The sequence below is a fragment of the Bradyrhizobium sp. YR681 genome (genome assembly GCF_000282615.1).
Classification (GTDB): Bacteria; Pseudomonadota; Alphaproteobacteria; order Rhizobiales; family Xanthobacteraceae; genus Bradyrhizobium.
Genome location: NZ_AKIY01000291.1, coordinates 12,558 through 26,653 on the forward strand (window position 1 = coordinate 12,558; position 14,096 = coordinate 26,653).

Below are 14,096 nucleotides of genomic sequence, written 5' to 3' on the forward strand. Positions count from 1 at the left end.
GTGAAGACCATGATCCGCACCGCCCTCGCCACGCTCTCCGCCCTCCTGCTGCTGGCCCTGCCGGCGCAGGCCGCCGACGACGTCATCGCAACGCCGACGCTGCGCGCGAACGTCACCGTGACCACGGACGTGGTGCGGGTCGGCGACCTCATCGAGAATGCCGGATCGGCCGCGCTGATCCCGGTCTACCGCTCGCCCGATCTCGGCACCACCGGCGCGCTGCCGGTCGCGCAGGTGCTGTCGGTGTTGCGCGCCAAGCAGGTCATCGGCGTGCTGACCGGCGACATCAAGGAAGTCCAGGTCACCCGCCTCGCCCGCACCCTCGCCAGCAAGGACCTCGAAATCGCGGTGGCGTCCGCGCTCGAGCGCCGCTTCGGCCTCGGCGAAGCCGCCAACATCACCGTCACCTTCGACCGCGGCATCGCCGACATGCGGCTGGATGCCTCCAACACCGGCGCGCTCCAGCCGGTCGCGACCCGCTACGATGCCCGCAGCGGCCGTTTCGACATCGCCTTCGAGGTCAACAACGACAGCAACCCGACACCGACCAAGCTGCGTTTCTCCGGCACCGCGATCGAGACCGTGGAAGTGGCCGTGCTGACGCGCGACATCGACCGCGCCGATCTGCTGAAATCCTCCGACATCGCGCTGGAGCGCCGGCCCAAGGCCGAGATCGCCGGCGAGGCCGCCTCGCGCGACCGCACCATCGGCATGCAGCTGCGCCGCCCGATGCGTGCGGGCACGCCGATCCGCGTCGCCGACATCGTCAAGCCCGACTTCGTGCAGCGCGACCAGAGCGTCACCGTCATCTACCAGGTCCCCGGGATCTACCTCACCACGCGCGGCAAGGCGATCGAGAGCGGCGCCGAGGGCGACACCGTGAGCGTCATCAACTTGCAGACCAAGCGTACGCTGACCGGAACCGTCACCGGCCGCGGCCAGATCACGGTACAGGGCGCCAGCCAGTCCACGCCGATGGCGGCTGCGGTCGAGCAGACCTCCTCGCTCAAGCGCGACGAGGCGCCGGCGCCCGTCGATACTGCCGCCCTGGTCCGGAACCTGGTCCAGGCCCCCGCGTCGCCGGCTCACGTTGCACAAGCCCAGATCCCGCAAGTTCGCGTCTCGCAAGCTCCAGCCAAGTCAGAGTAAGTCATGTCCCCGTTCAGTTCGGCTTTTCGTCTTCGTCGCATTGCGATCTCTGCCCTGCTGCTGGCCACCTGCGCGCTGGCAAGCGGCTGCTCCTCGATCGACCGCCTGTCGCAGATCGGCGAGCAACCGAAATTGTCCGCGATCGACAATCCGACGACCCAGCCCGGCTACAAGCCGGTGCAGATGCCGATGCCGAAGCCGGAAGTCGCCTCCTACAATCCGAACTCGCTGTGGCGCAACGGCAGCCGCGCCTTCTTCAAGGACCAGCGCGCCCACCAGATCGGCGACCTGCTGACCGTGACCGTGAACATCACCGACAAGGCCAACCTCTCCAACGAGACCCAGCGCAGCCGCACCAATTCGGAAGATTCCGGCATCACCGATTTCATCGGCGCCAAGACGCTCGGCGCGCAGGCGCAGAAGGTGCTGCCCGGCCGCATCCTGACCGCCGATTCCAGCGCCTCCAGCGACGGCAAGGGCTCGGTCAACCGCACGGAAGCGTTGCAGACCAACGTCGCGGCCGTCGTGACGCAGGTGCTGCCGAACGGCAACCTCGTGGTCGAGGGCAAGCAGGAGATCCGCGTCAACTACGAGATCCGCGAGCTCGTGGTCGCCGGCATCGTCCGTCCCGAAGACATCCAGAGCGACAACACCATCGACTCCACCAAGATCGCACAGGCCCGCATCGCCTATGGCGGCCGCGGCCAGATCATGGACGTGCAGCAACCGCGCTACGGCCAGCAGGTCATGGACGTGCTGCTGCCCTTCTAAGCTTCTTCAAGAGCTCCCACATCGTGTTCGCGAACCTAGGCGCGAACGACGATGTACTACGCGGCCCTCGCTAGCTCCCCTGGCGAGGGCCGCATGTATTTTGGCAAAGGTGCGCGATCGTTCAGGGGTGCAGCGCGGCCTCGATCTGGCGAAACAGCGCCTTCTCGTAGCCCGGGAGGATGCTGGTCGCAGTCATCGTATTGTCGGCCACCCTCATGTCGGAGAATGGCCGCGGCGCAACGGGTAGCGGGTCCGTCACCTTGTCGACGACGACGGCGCTGAAGTGCGGCATGCCGGTTTGGGCCATGTAGAATGCCCGCGTATGCCCTTCGATCAGCACCGGGCCGTTCGGCGTCAGCTCGAGCACCGGCGGCGTTATGATACTGTGCGCACCGTCTGACAGCTGGAACTGGCACGGCGCAAACAGGCCGAAGCGATTGGCCTTGAGCTGACGCACCAATTCGTCGATCTGGAGCAGCTTGTATTCCTTGATGTGGGTCTGCGACACGCGAAGCCCCTTGTCCAGCGGGACGTCCCTGATCTCGAAGCTGGCATTGGCGTATTGCGGCACGCGCTTCAACGCGTCGAACAGCACGGGCGGATCCAGCGAGACGATGCGCAGCGGCGGCGGCGCCGCGGACGCTGTCGCACCGGCGCTGACCTGGGCCGCCAACGCATTGCCCAGATTGCGGATCACGGGAAAATCGTCCTGGCTGTCGTAGAGCCTGACCTGCTCCTGGGTGTAGGTGAAGTCGCTTCCGACTGCTCCGTTTTCGGAGCTGATCACGGCGATCGCGTCCATTCCGGGGTAGTCGATGACGAGGCCCGCAAAGGCCAGAGCGGGGACAGGCACGACGTCACAGCCGAGCGAGGCAAGCGACGCCCGCCGTCGTGCCTCGACCGGCTGATCCTTCGGCGGCGGATCCTGGACCATCACCTTGATGCTGACGCCCCGTCCGATCGCGGCCGCAATAATCGGATAGATGAAGTAGAGCCAGTAGGTCGAGGAGTCCGACAGCCAGACGGTGTTCTTGGCCCTCGATATCGCAAAGACATATGCCAGCAGGCGCTCGTCGAACCCCTCATAGAGGCTCGCCATCTGATGCCGGCCGACGACCTCGCGTTCGCTCAGGACAAAATTTTCGACCGCTTTCTTTCCGTTGTCGAATAGCAGCGCCTTCTTCTGCGCAGTCATCTTGGCGAAGTCGGTCCCCCGGATGTCGGCGGTCCCGACCTCGATGGCGTAGATGCCGCTCTGGAGCGACTGCTGGATCTTCGTCGCGGAGTCCACGATCGTATCGGCTATGCCATAGGCATAGGCGATGGCGTCCTCGAAGCCGTCGTTGGCCCCGGGCGGGTCGGCCTTGAGCCGGAACGCCAGCGTCTTCTCGGCGAAGCGTCCGGGATGGCCGCGGCGAGGCGGAAACACAAAGCTCGGCACGTTGCTGATCGAGCCGCCATCCACGAAAGCGGACTGCGCACTGCAGACGGCCTGGAAGTAGAATGGAATGGCGCACGAAGCCTGGACGGCGAAGGCCACGGATTCCTCCGGCGTCTTCTCCAGACTCCAGACTTTCGGGCCACGCTGAAGCACATCGGCCGCAACCACATAGAGAGGCAGCGGGAGATCCCGGAAGCGCACCGCCTGGTCGACCGGACGACCGCCGGCGGCCAGCATCTCACGCAGGGATAGCTCGACCCAGTCGCGGATCGGAGCGGAGTTGTAGCTTCCCGAATATTTGAGAAAGTACGCGATGCGCTTTGCCATATCGACGGGAACGGCCGACAACACGGAGGCCCAGCGGCTGGCTCCCTTGAACGGGACCGGCAATGCGGGCGGTCCTTGCAGCTTAGCCATGTCAAGCTGCATCAGCTTGGTCTTGATCGCGTCGGGCGTTCCGCCGGCAGCAACGAAGGCCGCCGCAACCGATCCGGCCGAACTGCCGGCGACCCGGTTGAATCGTATCCCGACATCGAGACAGGCGGCATAGACGCCGGCAAACGCAGCGCCCCTGACGCCGCCGCCTTCAAAGACGGCGGCGCAACTGCTGAAATATTCAGTTCTCATTGTCGACCTCGATCAGCTCCTGCAATACGCGCTCTGCAGCATCGGCAACGTGCCCCGGATAGAACTTGGCAAGGCCCTGCCGCACCTCCGCAAGACGCGCGGGATCGGCGACGATTTCGCGCATGAATGCACGCACCGGCGGCGCCAGCTCCAGCGACAGCTTGCCGGCATAAGCGGCAAGGCGTGCGCACTGCATGGTCGGGAAAACCAGCGAGCCGCAATTGAATGCGACCCTGCGGCTGCGCAGCGCCTGCAGCAGTCCCCCGTCCATCATGGCCGCGTCTTGCGCGCCCTGCTTCGGAAAGAACAGGCCGGCATTGATGGTGAAATCAGTGGATTTGAGCAGCCCCTCGAACGTGGCCGGTAGCTTGAGCCGGCGAATGAGGAACGTATCGTGGAGCGGCCAGACGTCGAAGGCGACGGGCGGCGCATCCGACTGGATTCCGCCAAAGATGGTCGGCTTCACGTCGCCGGAAAGCCAGTGGAGCAGGTCGTCCAGTTCGACGCCCCGGACCACCAGATCGATATCCTTCGGCGCCTCGGCCGGCGCTGCCGCCGCAACCTGCGACACCGTATCGCGCAACCAGCCGCCGAAGACGCAATAGCGGTGCCCGTTTGCCTCGATGGCCTCGATGAGCCCGGCAAGGCGCGAACTGGCCTTCAGCGTCGCGCGGAAGCGCAACTCCAGCTGTTCGACCAGAGCGAGATCGTGGATCTCTCCCACCGGGGACGGCTCACCTTCGACCCGCACAAGCGCGACGTCGCCGAGCGCGACGTCTCGTTTGCGTTCGAAAGCCAGCTTGGCATTGGGCTCACTCATGCAGAACCGCAACCGATCATGGTTCAGTTACCGCGAGACGGGACCATGGCGGCGATCCCCCGCAGCCGGATTTCGTCGATGCAGCAATGTCGGGCGAGAAAGCATAGCACATCAGGCAGGCGCGGACAGCCTGACAGATAGGCGAGCCGCCATTTCAACCCATCATTGTAGAGGTCCCGGCGCGCGACGCGACACGCTGCGGCACGCACCCACGCTCCGCCGCGCATCGCGACCTGTTGTGCGGCGGCGCCTCGGGGGCACGAGGTCGCGTTACGTCAGTTCCATCTCCACCACGCCGAGCCCGTCCAGCTCCATCCGCACCTTGTCGCCGGCCGTCAGCCACAGCGTCTTCACCAGGCTCCCCGTCAGCACGAGCTGTCCCGCGTGAAGACCCTTGCCGTCGGCGGCGAGATGGTTGGCAAGCCAGGCGAGCGCGTTGTGGGGATGGCCGAGCACGTCGGCGCCGGTGCCGTGGCTGACTTCCTCGCCGTTGACGATGGCGCGGCCCTTGATCGCCTTCAGGTCCGGCACGGCCGAGCGCGGCACCACCTCACCCAGCACACAGCCGGCGGCGAAAAAATCGTCGGCGATCAGCGTCGGCGCCCCCATCGTCTCCCATTTCACATAGCGGTCGTCGACGATCTCGATCGCGGGATGATAGGACTCGACCGCCTCGCCGACCCATTCGGCCGTGAACGGCGCCTCACCGGTGGCTAGGTCGCGCTTCAGCCGCACCGCGATCTCGCATTCGACGCCGACCCGGACATAGTTGGAGGCGGCGAGCTTCACGCCGCTGTCGTGCACGCCCTTCTGGAACACGCCGCCGCCGCAAGGGTGCGGGATGCCGATATAGTCCTGCATCACCTGGCTGGTGCAGCCGATCTTGTAGCCGACCAGCGGACCCACATGCGGCAGCAAGAGATCGTGCAGCGCGCGCTGGACCTGGTAGCCCTCGGCCTCGTCGGCCGGAGGAACCTCGAGCGCCGCAAGCGGCGCATGATTGCGGCGCGCCAGTGCGATCGCCTTTGCGGCTTGGAGAATTTTGTCCATCGGCGCCGCCTCCCACGCTACGCGATCATGCGCGGCAGTGGAGCATCCCCGCCCAAACCTGACAAGCTGCCTGACAAGCGCGGGGGGCGGGTGACCTACGCCTTGACCAGACCGAGGCGGATCAGGCTTTCAGCAGTTGCGAGGATCGCCGCCTCGTTGGAGCGGGCCTGCCAGCCGAGCACCGACCGCGCCTTGGCACTGGTGGAATGCCTGACCTTGCCGAGCATCGGCACCACGGCGCGCAGCAGCGGAATCCGATGTGCGGCGAGCCTCACCAACCAGTCGGGAGCCTGCAATTGCGGAACCCGGCGCGCCCTTGGCCCGAGTTCCCGCCGCAGCACCCTGGCGATATCGAGGATCGACAGCGCTTCACCGGAGACGGCGATGAAGCGCTCGCCTTTCGCCTCGGGCGCCGTCATCGCCCGCAGATGCAGATCGGCGACGTCGCGCACATCGACGACACCGAAATAGACCCGCGGCACCGCCGGCATGGCGCCGTCGAGCAGCGATTTGACGATCTCGATCGAGCCGGAGAAGTCCGGCCCCAGCACGGGGCCGAAAATGCCGGCGGGATTGACCACCGAGAGTTCGAGCCCACCGCCCTCGCCCGCGACGAAATCCCACGCCGCCCGCTCGGCCAGCGTCTTGGACTTGATATAGGGCTGCACGTCGGCGCCGCCGAGATTGGTCCAGTCAGTCTCGTCAAACGGCTTCTCCCTTGGAGCATGGCCGTAGCCGATCGCGCCCAGCGACGAGGTGATGACCACACGCCTGACGCCGGCCTCGCGCGCGGCCCGGAGCACCCGGAGCGTGCCGTCCCGAGCGGGAATGATCATCTCGTTCTCGTCCTTGGGAACACTGGTCGAGAGCGGCGAGGCAACATGAAGCACGTAGTCACAGCCCGCCACGGCCTCACGCCACCCCTCGTCCGCCGTGAGGTCCGCGGTGAAGAAGGACAGGCTTTCGGGCGAAGCGGCTCCGCCCTCGCGCAGCATCGCGAGCACGTCGGCCTGCCGGTCGGGCCGGCGCACCGTCGTCCGCACCTGATGGCCGGCGGCTAGAAGTTGCAGGACCACATGGATGCCGACGAAGCCCGACCCGCCGGTGACCAGAACAGTGCTCATTGCCGAATTCCCCTCGTTGCGCGAGCCAAAGCGAATTGGTTCCGCCACCCTGCTCAAGGCCGCATCTGGTCACTATCTTCGGGGGGAGCAAGTAGAATGGATTTCGAGACCGGTATGGAAAACCTGACCAGCGGTTGCGACAGCGACTGCGATTGCAGCCCCGACCCTGAGCTGCTCGCCGACTTCAAGCGCGCCATCCATGCGCTCGGCGGCAAGTGGAAACTGGAGATCCTGTTCGCGCTGATGAACGGCGCGGTTCGCTTCGGCGCGCTGCGGCGATCGATCGGCGGCATCACCCAGCACATGCTGACCACGCAGCTGCGCGAGCTCGAGCAGGATGGGCTGGTGTCGCGGACCGTCCTCGCTTCGAAGCCGTTGCAGGTCGCCTACGAGCTGACGGACGCGGCTTACGGCCTGTTGCCGGCGTTTAAGGAAATATTGAGCTGGTCCAGGCTTTATGGGGATGCGCGCCTCGAGGCGTCGCGGCAGGCCTGATTGCAGCAATGTGTGAAGCTGCTGGAGCGGCCTCTCAGCATCCGGGCCGATCCCGTTGATGCGACTCGCAAAACTCGCCCCACCTGAAGTGAAGGCTGTTTCTCATCCGAACTCACGTGAGCTCGGAGGAAGTGACTCTAGCCCATTGATCGCGATTCATTTTTCGCAATCGCGCGCACGCGCAGACATGCGCGGCGGCAAGCGACAGGCACAATGCTGATCACGGCGCGAAGCGGCACCTTGCGTCCAAAAACAAAGAGCCGCATCGCTGCGGCTCGGACTCTATTCGTCGCGGTAGACCTTCTCGCGTTTCTCGTGGCGCTCCTGCGCTTCCACCGAGAGCGTCGCGATGGGCCGGGCTTCGAGCCGCTTCAAGGAGATCGGCTCGCCGGTGTCCTCGCAATACCCGTAGGTGTTGTCCTCGATACGCTGGAGCGCGGCGTCGATCTTGGCGATCAACTTGCGCTGGCGGTCGCGGGCGCGGAGTTCGATGGCGCGGTCGGTTTCGGACGATGCCCGATCGGCGAGATCGGGGTGGTTCACGTTCTCCTCCTGCAGGGCTTGCAGGGTGAGCTTGGACTCTTTGAGGATCTCATCCTTCCAGGCGAGGAGCTTCATACGGAAGTACTCCTTCTGCCGGTCGTTCATGAAAGGCTCTTTTTCGGTCGGTCGGTAGTTTTTCAACTTTTCCAAGGGCGGCCTATCTGTCTAAGCAACGACTCTCAACGGAAACGGGGTCCGTTAAGCCGGGCTTATATAGCGGCGCCCTGTGACAGACAATATTTCCCTGATCGCTTGGTTGGCGCCACCAAGCCCTTGCACAGGAAGGTTTATCCGCAAGGGCTCGGGGCGACCGGAGGGCTAGTAGCCGACCGTGAACCGCTGCCTCGGATGGGCCGGCCGCTCGATCTCGTCGGCCAGCGCAATCGCGTAGTCGGCGAAACTGATCCAGCTCTTGCCGTTCGCATCTGCGAGAAGCTGGTCAGTCCCGAGCCGGAACTTGCCCGTCCGCGCCTCCTCGACGAACAGCGCCGACGGCGAGATGAAGGTCCAGTTCAAATCCTTGTCCTGCCGCAGCAGGTCGAGGAAGGCCGAGCCCGCCTCTGCTTCGGCCTTGTATTGGGCCGGAAAACCGGGCGTCGTGACCAGTTTGACGCCGGGAGCGACTTCCAGGCTGCCGGCACCGCCGACGACGAGGTAGCGACCAACCCTGGACTCCCTGGCCGCGCCGATCAGCTTGAGCGCGTCGCTGGCCAGGAAGTGCACGGAACTCACGGCGACGTCGTGCCCGGCCCACAGCTTGGCAAGGCCGGCCTGGTCGAGCACGTCTCCCTTGGTTGGCGTGACATTCGGCAGGGCCGCGATCTTCTCGGGGTTCCGGGCGATGGCCGTGACCGCGTGGCCGCGGCGGGACAGTTCTTTGGTGATCTCCGACCCGGCCCGGCCCGAGGCGCCGGCGACTGCGATTTTCATGGAAGGCTTCCTTTGCTTCTATGGTAACTAATAGAAACTAGATATCGCAAAGAATGCTGGTGTTAAGAGAGCACTTTGTGCTTACCTGATTACGCAGGAGTAACCGGCGCGGCTCACCCGGCGACCGGAAAGGATCGAGGACCCCGACGATGAAGCCAGACGTCTATGCTGCGAACTGCCCCACCCGCCAGATCCTCGACCGCGTCGGCGACAAATGGGCGGTGCTGATCCTGTTGCTGCTGCGCGAGGAGCCGATGCGCTTCAATCAGTTGCGCCGGACGATCGAAGGCATTTCGCAGAAGATGCTGAGCCAGGTGCTCAAATCGCTCGAACGCGACGGATTGATCACGCGCCGCGCCATCGCGACCGTGCCGGTGACGGTGGAATATTCGATCACGCAGCTCGGCGTCACGCTCGCCGGCGCGGTCGATCCGCTGCGGGACTGGGCCGAGCAGAACCTGAAAGACGTGCTCGCCGCCCAGCGCCGCTACGATGCGCAGAGGGAAGAGCAAGCGGCGTAGGCCAAAGTGCGAGGAGCGCTTTTAGGCGTCCCGTCATCCTGAGGTGCGAGTGGCGCGATGCAAAGCGTCGCGCCGGGAGCCTCGAAGGATGCACGGCCGAGGTGCTGCAACAAGCAATGATGCCGTCACGGAAATAGCCGGCCCGTCGGCCTTCGAGGCCTCCGCTTCGCTCCGGCGCCTCAGGGTGACGGATGACGTGACTAGGCCTGTCCGGCCTTCGCAAGCTCGACCTCGACGCGCAGCTCGATCTCCGAGAGCACGGAATCCAGGCCCGGATCGCCCGAGGACGACTTCAAATTCGCAGCCGCATCGCGCAACCGCATCACCGTTGACGGGGTGAGATTGCCGGACAGCAGCCCCATCTTGAGATCGTCGAGCACGTCGAGCGCGGTCCTGCCGCGGGCGACCGAGCGCTTGCGCCGCTCGACCGGATCCTCCTCGACGCCTTGCAGCGCGAGCAGCCCGTCGATGTTGGCAGCGGCCTTCGGCGCGGCGGCGCTCCGCGTCTCCTGCGCCGACGAGGTGTCGGGCAACACGAAGGTGCCGGAGCTCGTCCGCCTGGCCTGGCTGGCCGGCGTCCCAAGCGTGGTGCCGTTCGGTCCATAGATGCGCATCGGAAAGAATCCGGGTGATCGATGCGCCACATTCGCCGTTTTATGGTTAACGGGGCGTAAACAGCCCGGCAAAATCTGCCGGCAGGCGGCAGTTTCGCTCCTCACGGACAACGCTGGCTCACACCGGTCGAAACAGATTTATTCAACCTATTCAGCGACCTACCCCCACTGCCCCGGGTTGGCACAGCGCTCGCAAGGAAAGCGCCGGACCAGCTCGTCATGGGAGTGTCGTGCAGGTCTTTCGATTTGAGGAGCCTCGGGGAGCAGAGGATGTCAGGCGTTCGTTGGGTGAGGATTGTTGGGGTGGCCTGCGCCGCGCTGTCTGCGCTGGTGCTCTCGGCCGCGTCCGCCAGCGCGACGTCGCGCATCAAGGACCTCGCCAACATCGAGGGTGTCAGGCAGAACCAGCTCATCGGCTACGGCCTCGTCGTCGGCCTCAACGGCACCGGCGACACGCTCAACAACATCCCCTTCACCAAGCAGTCGCTGCAGGCGATGCTCGAGCGCATGGGCGTCAACATCCGCGGCGCCACCATCCGCACCGGCAACGTCGCCGCCGTGATGGTGACAGGCAATCTGCCGGCCTTCGCCACCCAGGGCACGCGCATGGACGTCACCGTGTCCGCGCTCGGCGACGCCAAGAACCTCCAGGGCGGCACCCTGCTCGTCACCCCCCTGCTCGGCGCCGACGGCAACGTCTATGCGGTGGCGCAGGGCTCGCTCGCGATCTCCGGCTTCCAGGCCGAGGGCGAGGCCGCCAAGATCGTGCGCGGCGTGCCGACCGTGGGCCGCATCGCCAACGGCGCCATCATCGAGCGCGAGATCGAGTTCGCGCTCAACCGGCTGCCGAACGTGCGGCTCGCGCTGCGCAACGCCGACTTCACCACCGCCAAGCGCATCGCCGCCGCGATCAACGACTATCTCGGCGTCAAGAGCGCCGAACCGATCGATCCTTCCACGGTGCAGCTGTCGATCCCGCCGGAGTTCAAGGGCAACGTTGTGGCCTTCCTCACCGAGATCGAGCAGCTCCAGGTCGATCCCGACCTTGCCGCCAAGATCATCATCGACGAACGCAGCGGCATCATCGTGATGGGCCGCGACGTTCGCGTCGCCACCGTCGCGGTGGCGCAGGGCAATCTCACCGTCACGATCTCCGAGAGCCCGCAGGTGAGCCAGCCCAACCCGCTGTCGCGCGGCCGCACCGTGGTTGCGCCGCGCAGCAGCGTCAGCGTCACCGAGGACGGCAAGAAGTTCGCCGTCGTCAAGGACGGCGTCTCGCTTCAGCAGCTCGTCGACGGCCTCAACGGCCTCGGCATCGGCCCCCGCGACCTCATCAGCATCCTCCAGGCGATCAAGGCCGCCGGTGCGATCGAAGCCGACATCGAGGTGATGTGATGCAGACGAGCACGCTCAACACCCTGCGCGCCGCCGCCTCCGCTGTCTCGAACCCCGCCTTCTCCGTGGAGAGCCGCAACGGCCGCCCCGACTTCGAACTCGCCGCGGCACTTCAGAAGGTCTCGCCGCAGCAGCAGGCCAAGGCGCAGAAGACCGCCACCGATTTCGAAGCGATGTTCCTCAACAGCATGTTCTCGCAGATGACGTCCGGCCTGAAGGGCGAAGGCCCGTTCGGCGACACGCCGGGCACCGGCGTGTGGCGCTCGATGCTGACCGAGCAATATACCAAGAACTTCGCCAAGGCCGGCGGCGTCGGCGTCGCCGCCGACGTCTACCGCACCCTCATCACGCAGCAGGCGAAAACGATCCGCACGGCATAAGGTCCAACGAGATGAACCAGTTCAACGCCTCACGTCAGCCGATGCAAGCGCAGCGCCCGGGCACGGCGCCCGGCAGCGCCGAGGCGCGCAAGCTCGCCGAGGACCTGATGGACGCGATGAACGCCCTGCTCGGACTGATCGAGCGCGAGACCGAGCTGGTTCGCGCCGGCAAGGTTCGCGAGGCGATGACCCTGGAGAGCAGGAAGCAGGAGCTGTCGCGAAACTATGTCGGCGCCGTCAGCCAGCTGAAGGCGAACCAGGCCCAGCTCGCGAAGTCCGCGCCCGAGCTGCTCTCGACGCTGCATCGGCACCACGACGCGTTCCGCGCCATGCTCCAGGTCAATCTCACCGTGCTCGCGACCGCGCACGCGGTCTCCGAGAGCGTCGTGCGCGGCGTCAACGCCGAGATCCAGAAGCGCAACGTGCCCAACACCTACACCGCCGCAGGCCGCCGCGCCGTGCCCGGTCCGCGCCACATCACCCCGCTCGCGGTCAGCCGCTCGCTCTGAGCGCGCGCAAGAACAGCCAACAATTTTACGAAAAACCGCGTGGCGATCTCGTCGCGCGGTTAGGCACGTTTCCTTACCAGGTCTTCAATCCTGGTGGTCCATGGTTGCGTATTGAGAGGGGTTGGGATTTGACTCACACGAGGCAACCAGGAGGCTGCCATGAGTACAGATTTCAGCATCAGGCCGGTGGGGATACCGGCCCCCGTGCAGATCGTGACGACGTCGAATTCGGCGGCGAACGAGGCCGTGCAGACTGATTTGCCGGTGAGCCAGACGGTTGCCGCGGGCGATACGAGTGCGCCCGCACGCAATGATTTGCCCAACCACGAGAACGTCTCGCGCCAGGTCGTGTTCGACCAGGCGGCCGCATCCTTCGTGTTTCAGGTGGTCAACGACAAGACCGACGCGGTGGTCAACCAGTTCCCCGACGAAGCGATGCTGCGCCGGCGAGCCTATTTCCATGCAGAGGATCTGAAGTCCCAGCCCTCGCGTCCGCTCAACACGGACCTCAGCGCCTGAGGATCACGTCGAGCGCGCGGCGACGGCGGTATCGAGATAGGTCGAGCCGGTCGCGGGATCGGTGACGACGTTCTTGATCTGCGCCTGGCCGGCACCGGTCAGCGTGAACTTCGTATTGCCGAACTTGAACGAGGAGTCCTTGATCAGCACCTGCTGGTACTGTGACGTGCCGCCGCTCTCGTAGTGGACCTGGGCGCGAAAGCCGTCGACCTGCGAGATGCTGATCGAGAACTTCTTGCCGTCGGAATATTTGCCGCTCCACGAGCCCTGGTAGAGCGTTGGGTCGACCGCGACGTATTTGGTCTTGCTCGGCACCGACAGCCCGGCCGCCTTGTACGAGCTCGACAGAATGCTCAGGACGTCGGCCACGGCGCGGCTCCCGCTTACGACCTGCCGGACAGACCGGCGGCGATGTTACGGTTGATCTCGATCAGCGGACGGAAGTGGTCGAACTGCGGGGCGAGCTGCAACGCCGCAGTCTGGCTCAGCACGAACACGCTGATGTTGGCGATCCTCTGCCGGACGTCGAGCGGCTGCGGATTCGTGTCGCGCATCGCCTCGCTCAGGAAGATCGTCCAGAGCTTGCGATTGAACATCAGCGCCTGCATGGTCTGCTCGCTGAGCGGATCGGCGTTGTTGACGGCGTCCTGGAGCTTGTTGGCTGCCTTGAGCAGGGCTTGCGCCTCGACGTCACGAGGAGATGCGGTGGTCGTTGCAACGCGCGCGTAGGCCGAGGCAGCAGAATTCGACATCAATCACACCTTGGAGGTTACCTAGCGCGTTGAACGCGCTTAAGGATTTCTTTCCCAACCCTAGGCAGCACCGCTTAAGATTTGCTTACGTGTGTGCTTGGAAGCCCTCCGGATTATTACGGGTCACGGAGTGCTTCACTGCGAAGCTAGATGCACGCAAGCGCGCTGTAAACACGCCTCGCATGACGCGCAAAAATCTCGGCTAATCCTGCCTTAGCGATCTCGATAAAAACGGCGGAGCATGAGCCCCGCCGCGATGTTCCGATTCAGTATCTTGCGCTGCGAGACTAGCGGAGCAGCTGCAACACGCTCTGCTGCGACTGGTTTGCCAGCGACAGCGCGGACACTGCGATCGACTGGCGGGTCGACAGCGCCTGGCTGTTGGCCGCTTCCTCGTTGGTGTCGGCCAGCGTCAGGTTGGACGAGCCGGTCTGCAGCACGTTGATCAGGTTCTTG

The 14,096-nt window shown here is 65.1% G+C and carries 18 protein-coding genes; 8 read left to right on the plus strand and 10 right to left on the minus strand.

From position 1 onward, the window contains the following. Positions 1-9: 9 nt before the first annotated feature. Together flgA and flgH are read left to right on the plus strand one after the other, a co-directional pair. Complete coding sequence (flgA, locus tag PMI42_RS31425; protein WP_008142443.1) at positions 10-1,149, plus strand: flagellar basal body P-ring formation chaperone FlgA; 1,140 nt, start codon at positions 10-12, stop codon at positions 1,147-1,149. Positions 1,150-1,152: 3 nt separating this feature from the next. Then, complete coding sequence (gene flgH, locus PMI42_RS31430) at positions 1,153-1,920, plus strand: flagellar basal body L-ring protein FlgH (protein ID WP_008142445.1); 768 nt, start codon at positions 1,153-1,155, stop codon at positions 1,918-1,920. A 121-nt stretch (positions 1,921-2,041) separates the two neighbouring features. Here the strand turns inward: flgH and PMI42_RS31435 are convergent, their stop codons facing one another. From PMI42_RS31435 to PMI42_RS31450, 4 genes are all read right to left on the minus strand, one after another. Next, on the minus strand, positions 2,042-3,988 hold the full coding sequence (locus PMI42_RS31435) for a patatin-like phospholipase family protein (protein WP_008142447.1): 1,947 nt from the start codon (positions 3,986-3,988) through the stop codon (positions 2,042-2,044). Next, a complete protein-coding gene (locus PMI42_RS31440) occupies positions 3,978-4,820 on the minus strand; it encodes a hypothetical protein (protein WP_157195850.1) in 843 nt (280 codons plus the stop codon). The genes PMI42_RS31435 and PMI42_RS31440 overlap by 11 nt, the downstream gene beginning before the upstream one ends. Before the next feature lie 258 nt (positions 4,821-5,078). Next, the gene (locus tag PMI42_RS31445) at positions 5,079-5,858 is read right to left on the minus strand and encodes a 2-keto-4-pentenoate hydratase (RefSeq protein ID WP_008142451.1); all 780 of its coding nucleotides are present in this window, start codon (positions 5,856-5,858) and stop codon (positions 5,079-5,081) included. Between the two features lie 95 nt (positions 5,859-5,953). Beyond that, positions 5,954-6,982 (minus strand): SDR family oxidoreductase, encoded by a 1,029-nt coding sequence (locus PMI42_RS31450; RefSeq protein ID WP_008142453.1) that lies wholly within the window; start codon positions 6,980-6,982, stop codon positions 5,954-5,956. Positions 6,983-7,078: 96 nt separating this feature from the next. Between PMI42_RS31450 and PMI42_RS31455 the strand changes: the two genes are divergently transcribed. Further along, on the plus strand, positions 7,079-7,477 hold the full coding sequence (locus tag PMI42_RS31455; RefSeq protein ID WP_008142455.1) for a winged helix-turn-helix transcriptional regulator: 399 nt from the start codon (positions 7,079-7,081) through the stop codon (positions 7,475-7,477). A gap of 282 nt (positions 7,478-7,759) precedes the next feature. Here PMI42_RS31455 and dksA read toward each other — a convergent pair whose 3' ends face one another. Together dksA and PMI42_RS31465 are read right to left on the minus strand one after the other, a co-directional pair. Then, complete coding sequence (dksA, locus tag PMI42_RS31460) at positions 7,760-8,125, minus strand: RNA polymerase-binding protein DksA (protein ID WP_008142458.1); 366 nt, start codon at positions 8,123-8,125, stop codon at positions 7,760-7,762. Positions 8,126-8,338: 213 nt separating this feature from the next. Beyond that, a complete protein-coding gene (locus tag PMI42_RS31465) occupies positions 8,339-8,950 on the minus strand; it encodes an NAD(P)-dependent oxidoreductase (protein WP_008142460.1) in 612 nt (203 codons plus the stop codon). Between the two features lie 149 nt (positions 8,951-9,099). Here PMI42_RS31465 and PMI42_RS31470 point away from each other — a divergent pair, with 149 nt between their 5' ends. Beyond that, on the plus strand, positions 9,100-9,471 hold the full coding sequence (locus tag PMI42_RS31470) for a winged helix-turn-helix transcriptional regulator (protein ID WP_008142462.1): 372 nt from the start codon (positions 9,100-9,102) through the stop codon (positions 9,469-9,471). Between the two features lie 200 nt (positions 9,472-9,671). Here PMI42_RS31470 and PMI42_RS31475 read toward each other — a convergent pair whose 3' ends face one another. Next, positions 9,672-10,085, minus strand: coding sequence for a flagellar assembly protein FliX (locus PMI42_RS31475; RefSeq protein WP_008142464.1), 414 nt, complete (start codon positions 10,083-10,085; stop codon positions 9,672-9,674). A gap of 270 nt (positions 10,086-10,355) precedes the next feature. Here PMI42_RS31475 and PMI42_RS31480 point away from each other — a divergent pair, with 270 nt between their 5' ends. The 4 genes from PMI42_RS31480 (at position 10,356) to PMI42_RS31495 (ending at position 12,888) form a co-directional block, all read left to right on the plus strand. Further along, positions 10,356-11,480, plus strand: coding sequence for a flagellar basal body P-ring protein FlgI (locus tag PMI42_RS31480; protein WP_008142466.1), 1,125 nt, complete (start codon positions 10,356-10,358; stop codon positions 11,478-11,480). Beyond that, positions 11,480-11,860, plus strand: coding sequence for a flagellar assembly peptidoglycan hydrolase FlgJ (gene flgJ, locus PMI42_RS31485; protein WP_008142469.1), 381 nt, complete (start codon positions 11,480-11,482; stop codon positions 11,858-11,860). The genes PMI42_RS31480 and flgJ overlap by 1 nt, the downstream gene beginning before the upstream one ends. 11 nt (positions 11,861-11,871) lie before the next feature. Next, positions 11,872-12,369 carry a hypothetical protein gene (locus PMI42_RS31490; protein ID WP_008142471.1) on the plus strand — a complete coding sequence of 166 codons (498 nt, stop codon included), beginning with the start codon at positions 11,872-11,874 and terminating at the stop codon, positions 12,367-12,369. 159 nt (positions 12,370-12,528) lie between these two features. Next, a complete protein-coding gene (locus PMI42_RS31495; protein WP_008142473.1) occupies positions 12,529-12,888 on the plus strand; it encodes a hypothetical protein in 360 nt (119 codons plus the stop codon). A gap of 3 nt (positions 12,889-12,891) precedes the next feature. On the opposite strand, the gene PMI42_RS31500 is transcribed toward PMI42_RS31495, so the two are convergent. The 3 genes from PMI42_RS31500 to PMI42_RS38235 all read right to left on the minus strand — a co-directional run. Next, positions 12,892-13,257, minus strand: a complete 366-nt coding sequence (locus tag PMI42_RS31500; protein ID WP_008142474.1) for a hypothetical protein — start codon at positions 13,255-13,257, stop codon at positions 12,892-12,894. A 14-nt stretch (positions 13,258-13,271) separates the two neighbouring features. After that, on the minus strand, positions 13,272-13,640 hold the full coding sequence (gene flaF, locus PMI42_RS31505) for a flagellar biosynthesis regulator FlaF (protein ID WP_008142475.1): 369 nt from the start codon (positions 13,638-13,640) through the stop codon (positions 13,272-13,274). 287 nt (positions 13,641-13,927) lie between these two features. Further along, positions 13,928-14,096 (minus strand): flagellin (locus tag PMI42_RS38235; protein WP_008142476.1); only part of this gene is annotated, 169 nt, incomplete at its 5' end.

Bases quoted from the DNA above. Each gene is read 5' to 3' on its own strand.
- PMI42_RS31470 (WP_008142462.1), top strand. From the start codon at position 9,100: ATGAAGCCAGACGTCTATGCTGCGAACTGCCCCACCCGCCAGATCCTC.
- flaF (WP_008142475.1), bottom strand. From the start codon at position 13,640: ATGTCGAATTCTGCTGCCTCGGCCTACGCGCGCGTTGCAACGACCACC.
- flgJ (WP_008142469.1), top strand. From the start codon at position 11,480: ATGCAGACGAGCACGCTCAACACCCTGCGCGCCGCCGCCTCCGCTGTC.
- PMI42_RS31465 (WP_008142460.1), bottom strand. From the start codon at position 8,950: ATGAAAATCGCAGTCGCCGGCGCCTCGGGCCGGGCCGGGTCGGAGATC.
- flgA (WP_008142443.1), top strand. From the start codon at position 10: ATGATCCGCACCGCCCTCGCCACGCTCTCCGCCCTCCTGCTGCTGGCC.
- PMI42_RS31480 (WP_008142466.1), top strand. From the start codon at position 10,356: ATGTCAGGCGTTCGTTGGGTGAGGATTGTTGGGGTGGCCTGCGCCGCG.
- PMI42_RS31475 (WP_008142464.1), bottom strand. From the start codon at position 10,085: ATGCGCATCTATGGACCGAACGGCACCACGCTTGGGACGCCGGCCAGC.
- PMI42_RS31495 (WP_008142473.1), top strand. From the start codon at position 12,529: ATGAGTACAGATTTCAGCATCAGGCCGGTGGGGATACCGGCCCCCGTG.
- flgH (WP_008142445.1), top strand. From the start codon at position 1,153: ATGTCCCCGTTCAGTTCGGCTTTTCGTCTTCGTCGCATTGCGATCTCT.
- PMI42_RS31445 (WP_008142451.1), bottom strand. From the start codon at position 5,858: ATGGACAAAATTCTCCAAGCCGCAAAGGCGATCGCACTGGCGCGCCGC.
- PMI42_RS31435 (WP_008142447.1), bottom strand. From the start codon at position 3,988: ATGAGAACTGAATATTTCAGCAGTTGCGCCGCCGTCTTTGAAGGCGGC.
- PMI42_RS31455 (WP_008142455.1), top strand. From the start codon at position 7,079: ATGGATTTCGAGACCGGTATGGAAAACCTGACCAGCGGTTGCGACAGC.
- dksA (WP_008142458.1), bottom strand. From the start codon at position 8,125: ATGAACGACCGGCAGAAGGAGTACTTCCGTATGAAGCTCCTCGCCTGG.
- PMI42_RS31490 (WP_008142471.1), top strand. From the start codon at position 11,872: ATGAACCAGTTCAACGCCTCACGTCAGCCGATGCAAGCGCAGCGCCCG.
- PMI42_RS31450 (WP_008142453.1), bottom strand. From the start codon at position 6,982: ATGAGCACTGTTCTGGTCACCGGCGGGTCGGGCTTCGTCGGCATCCAT.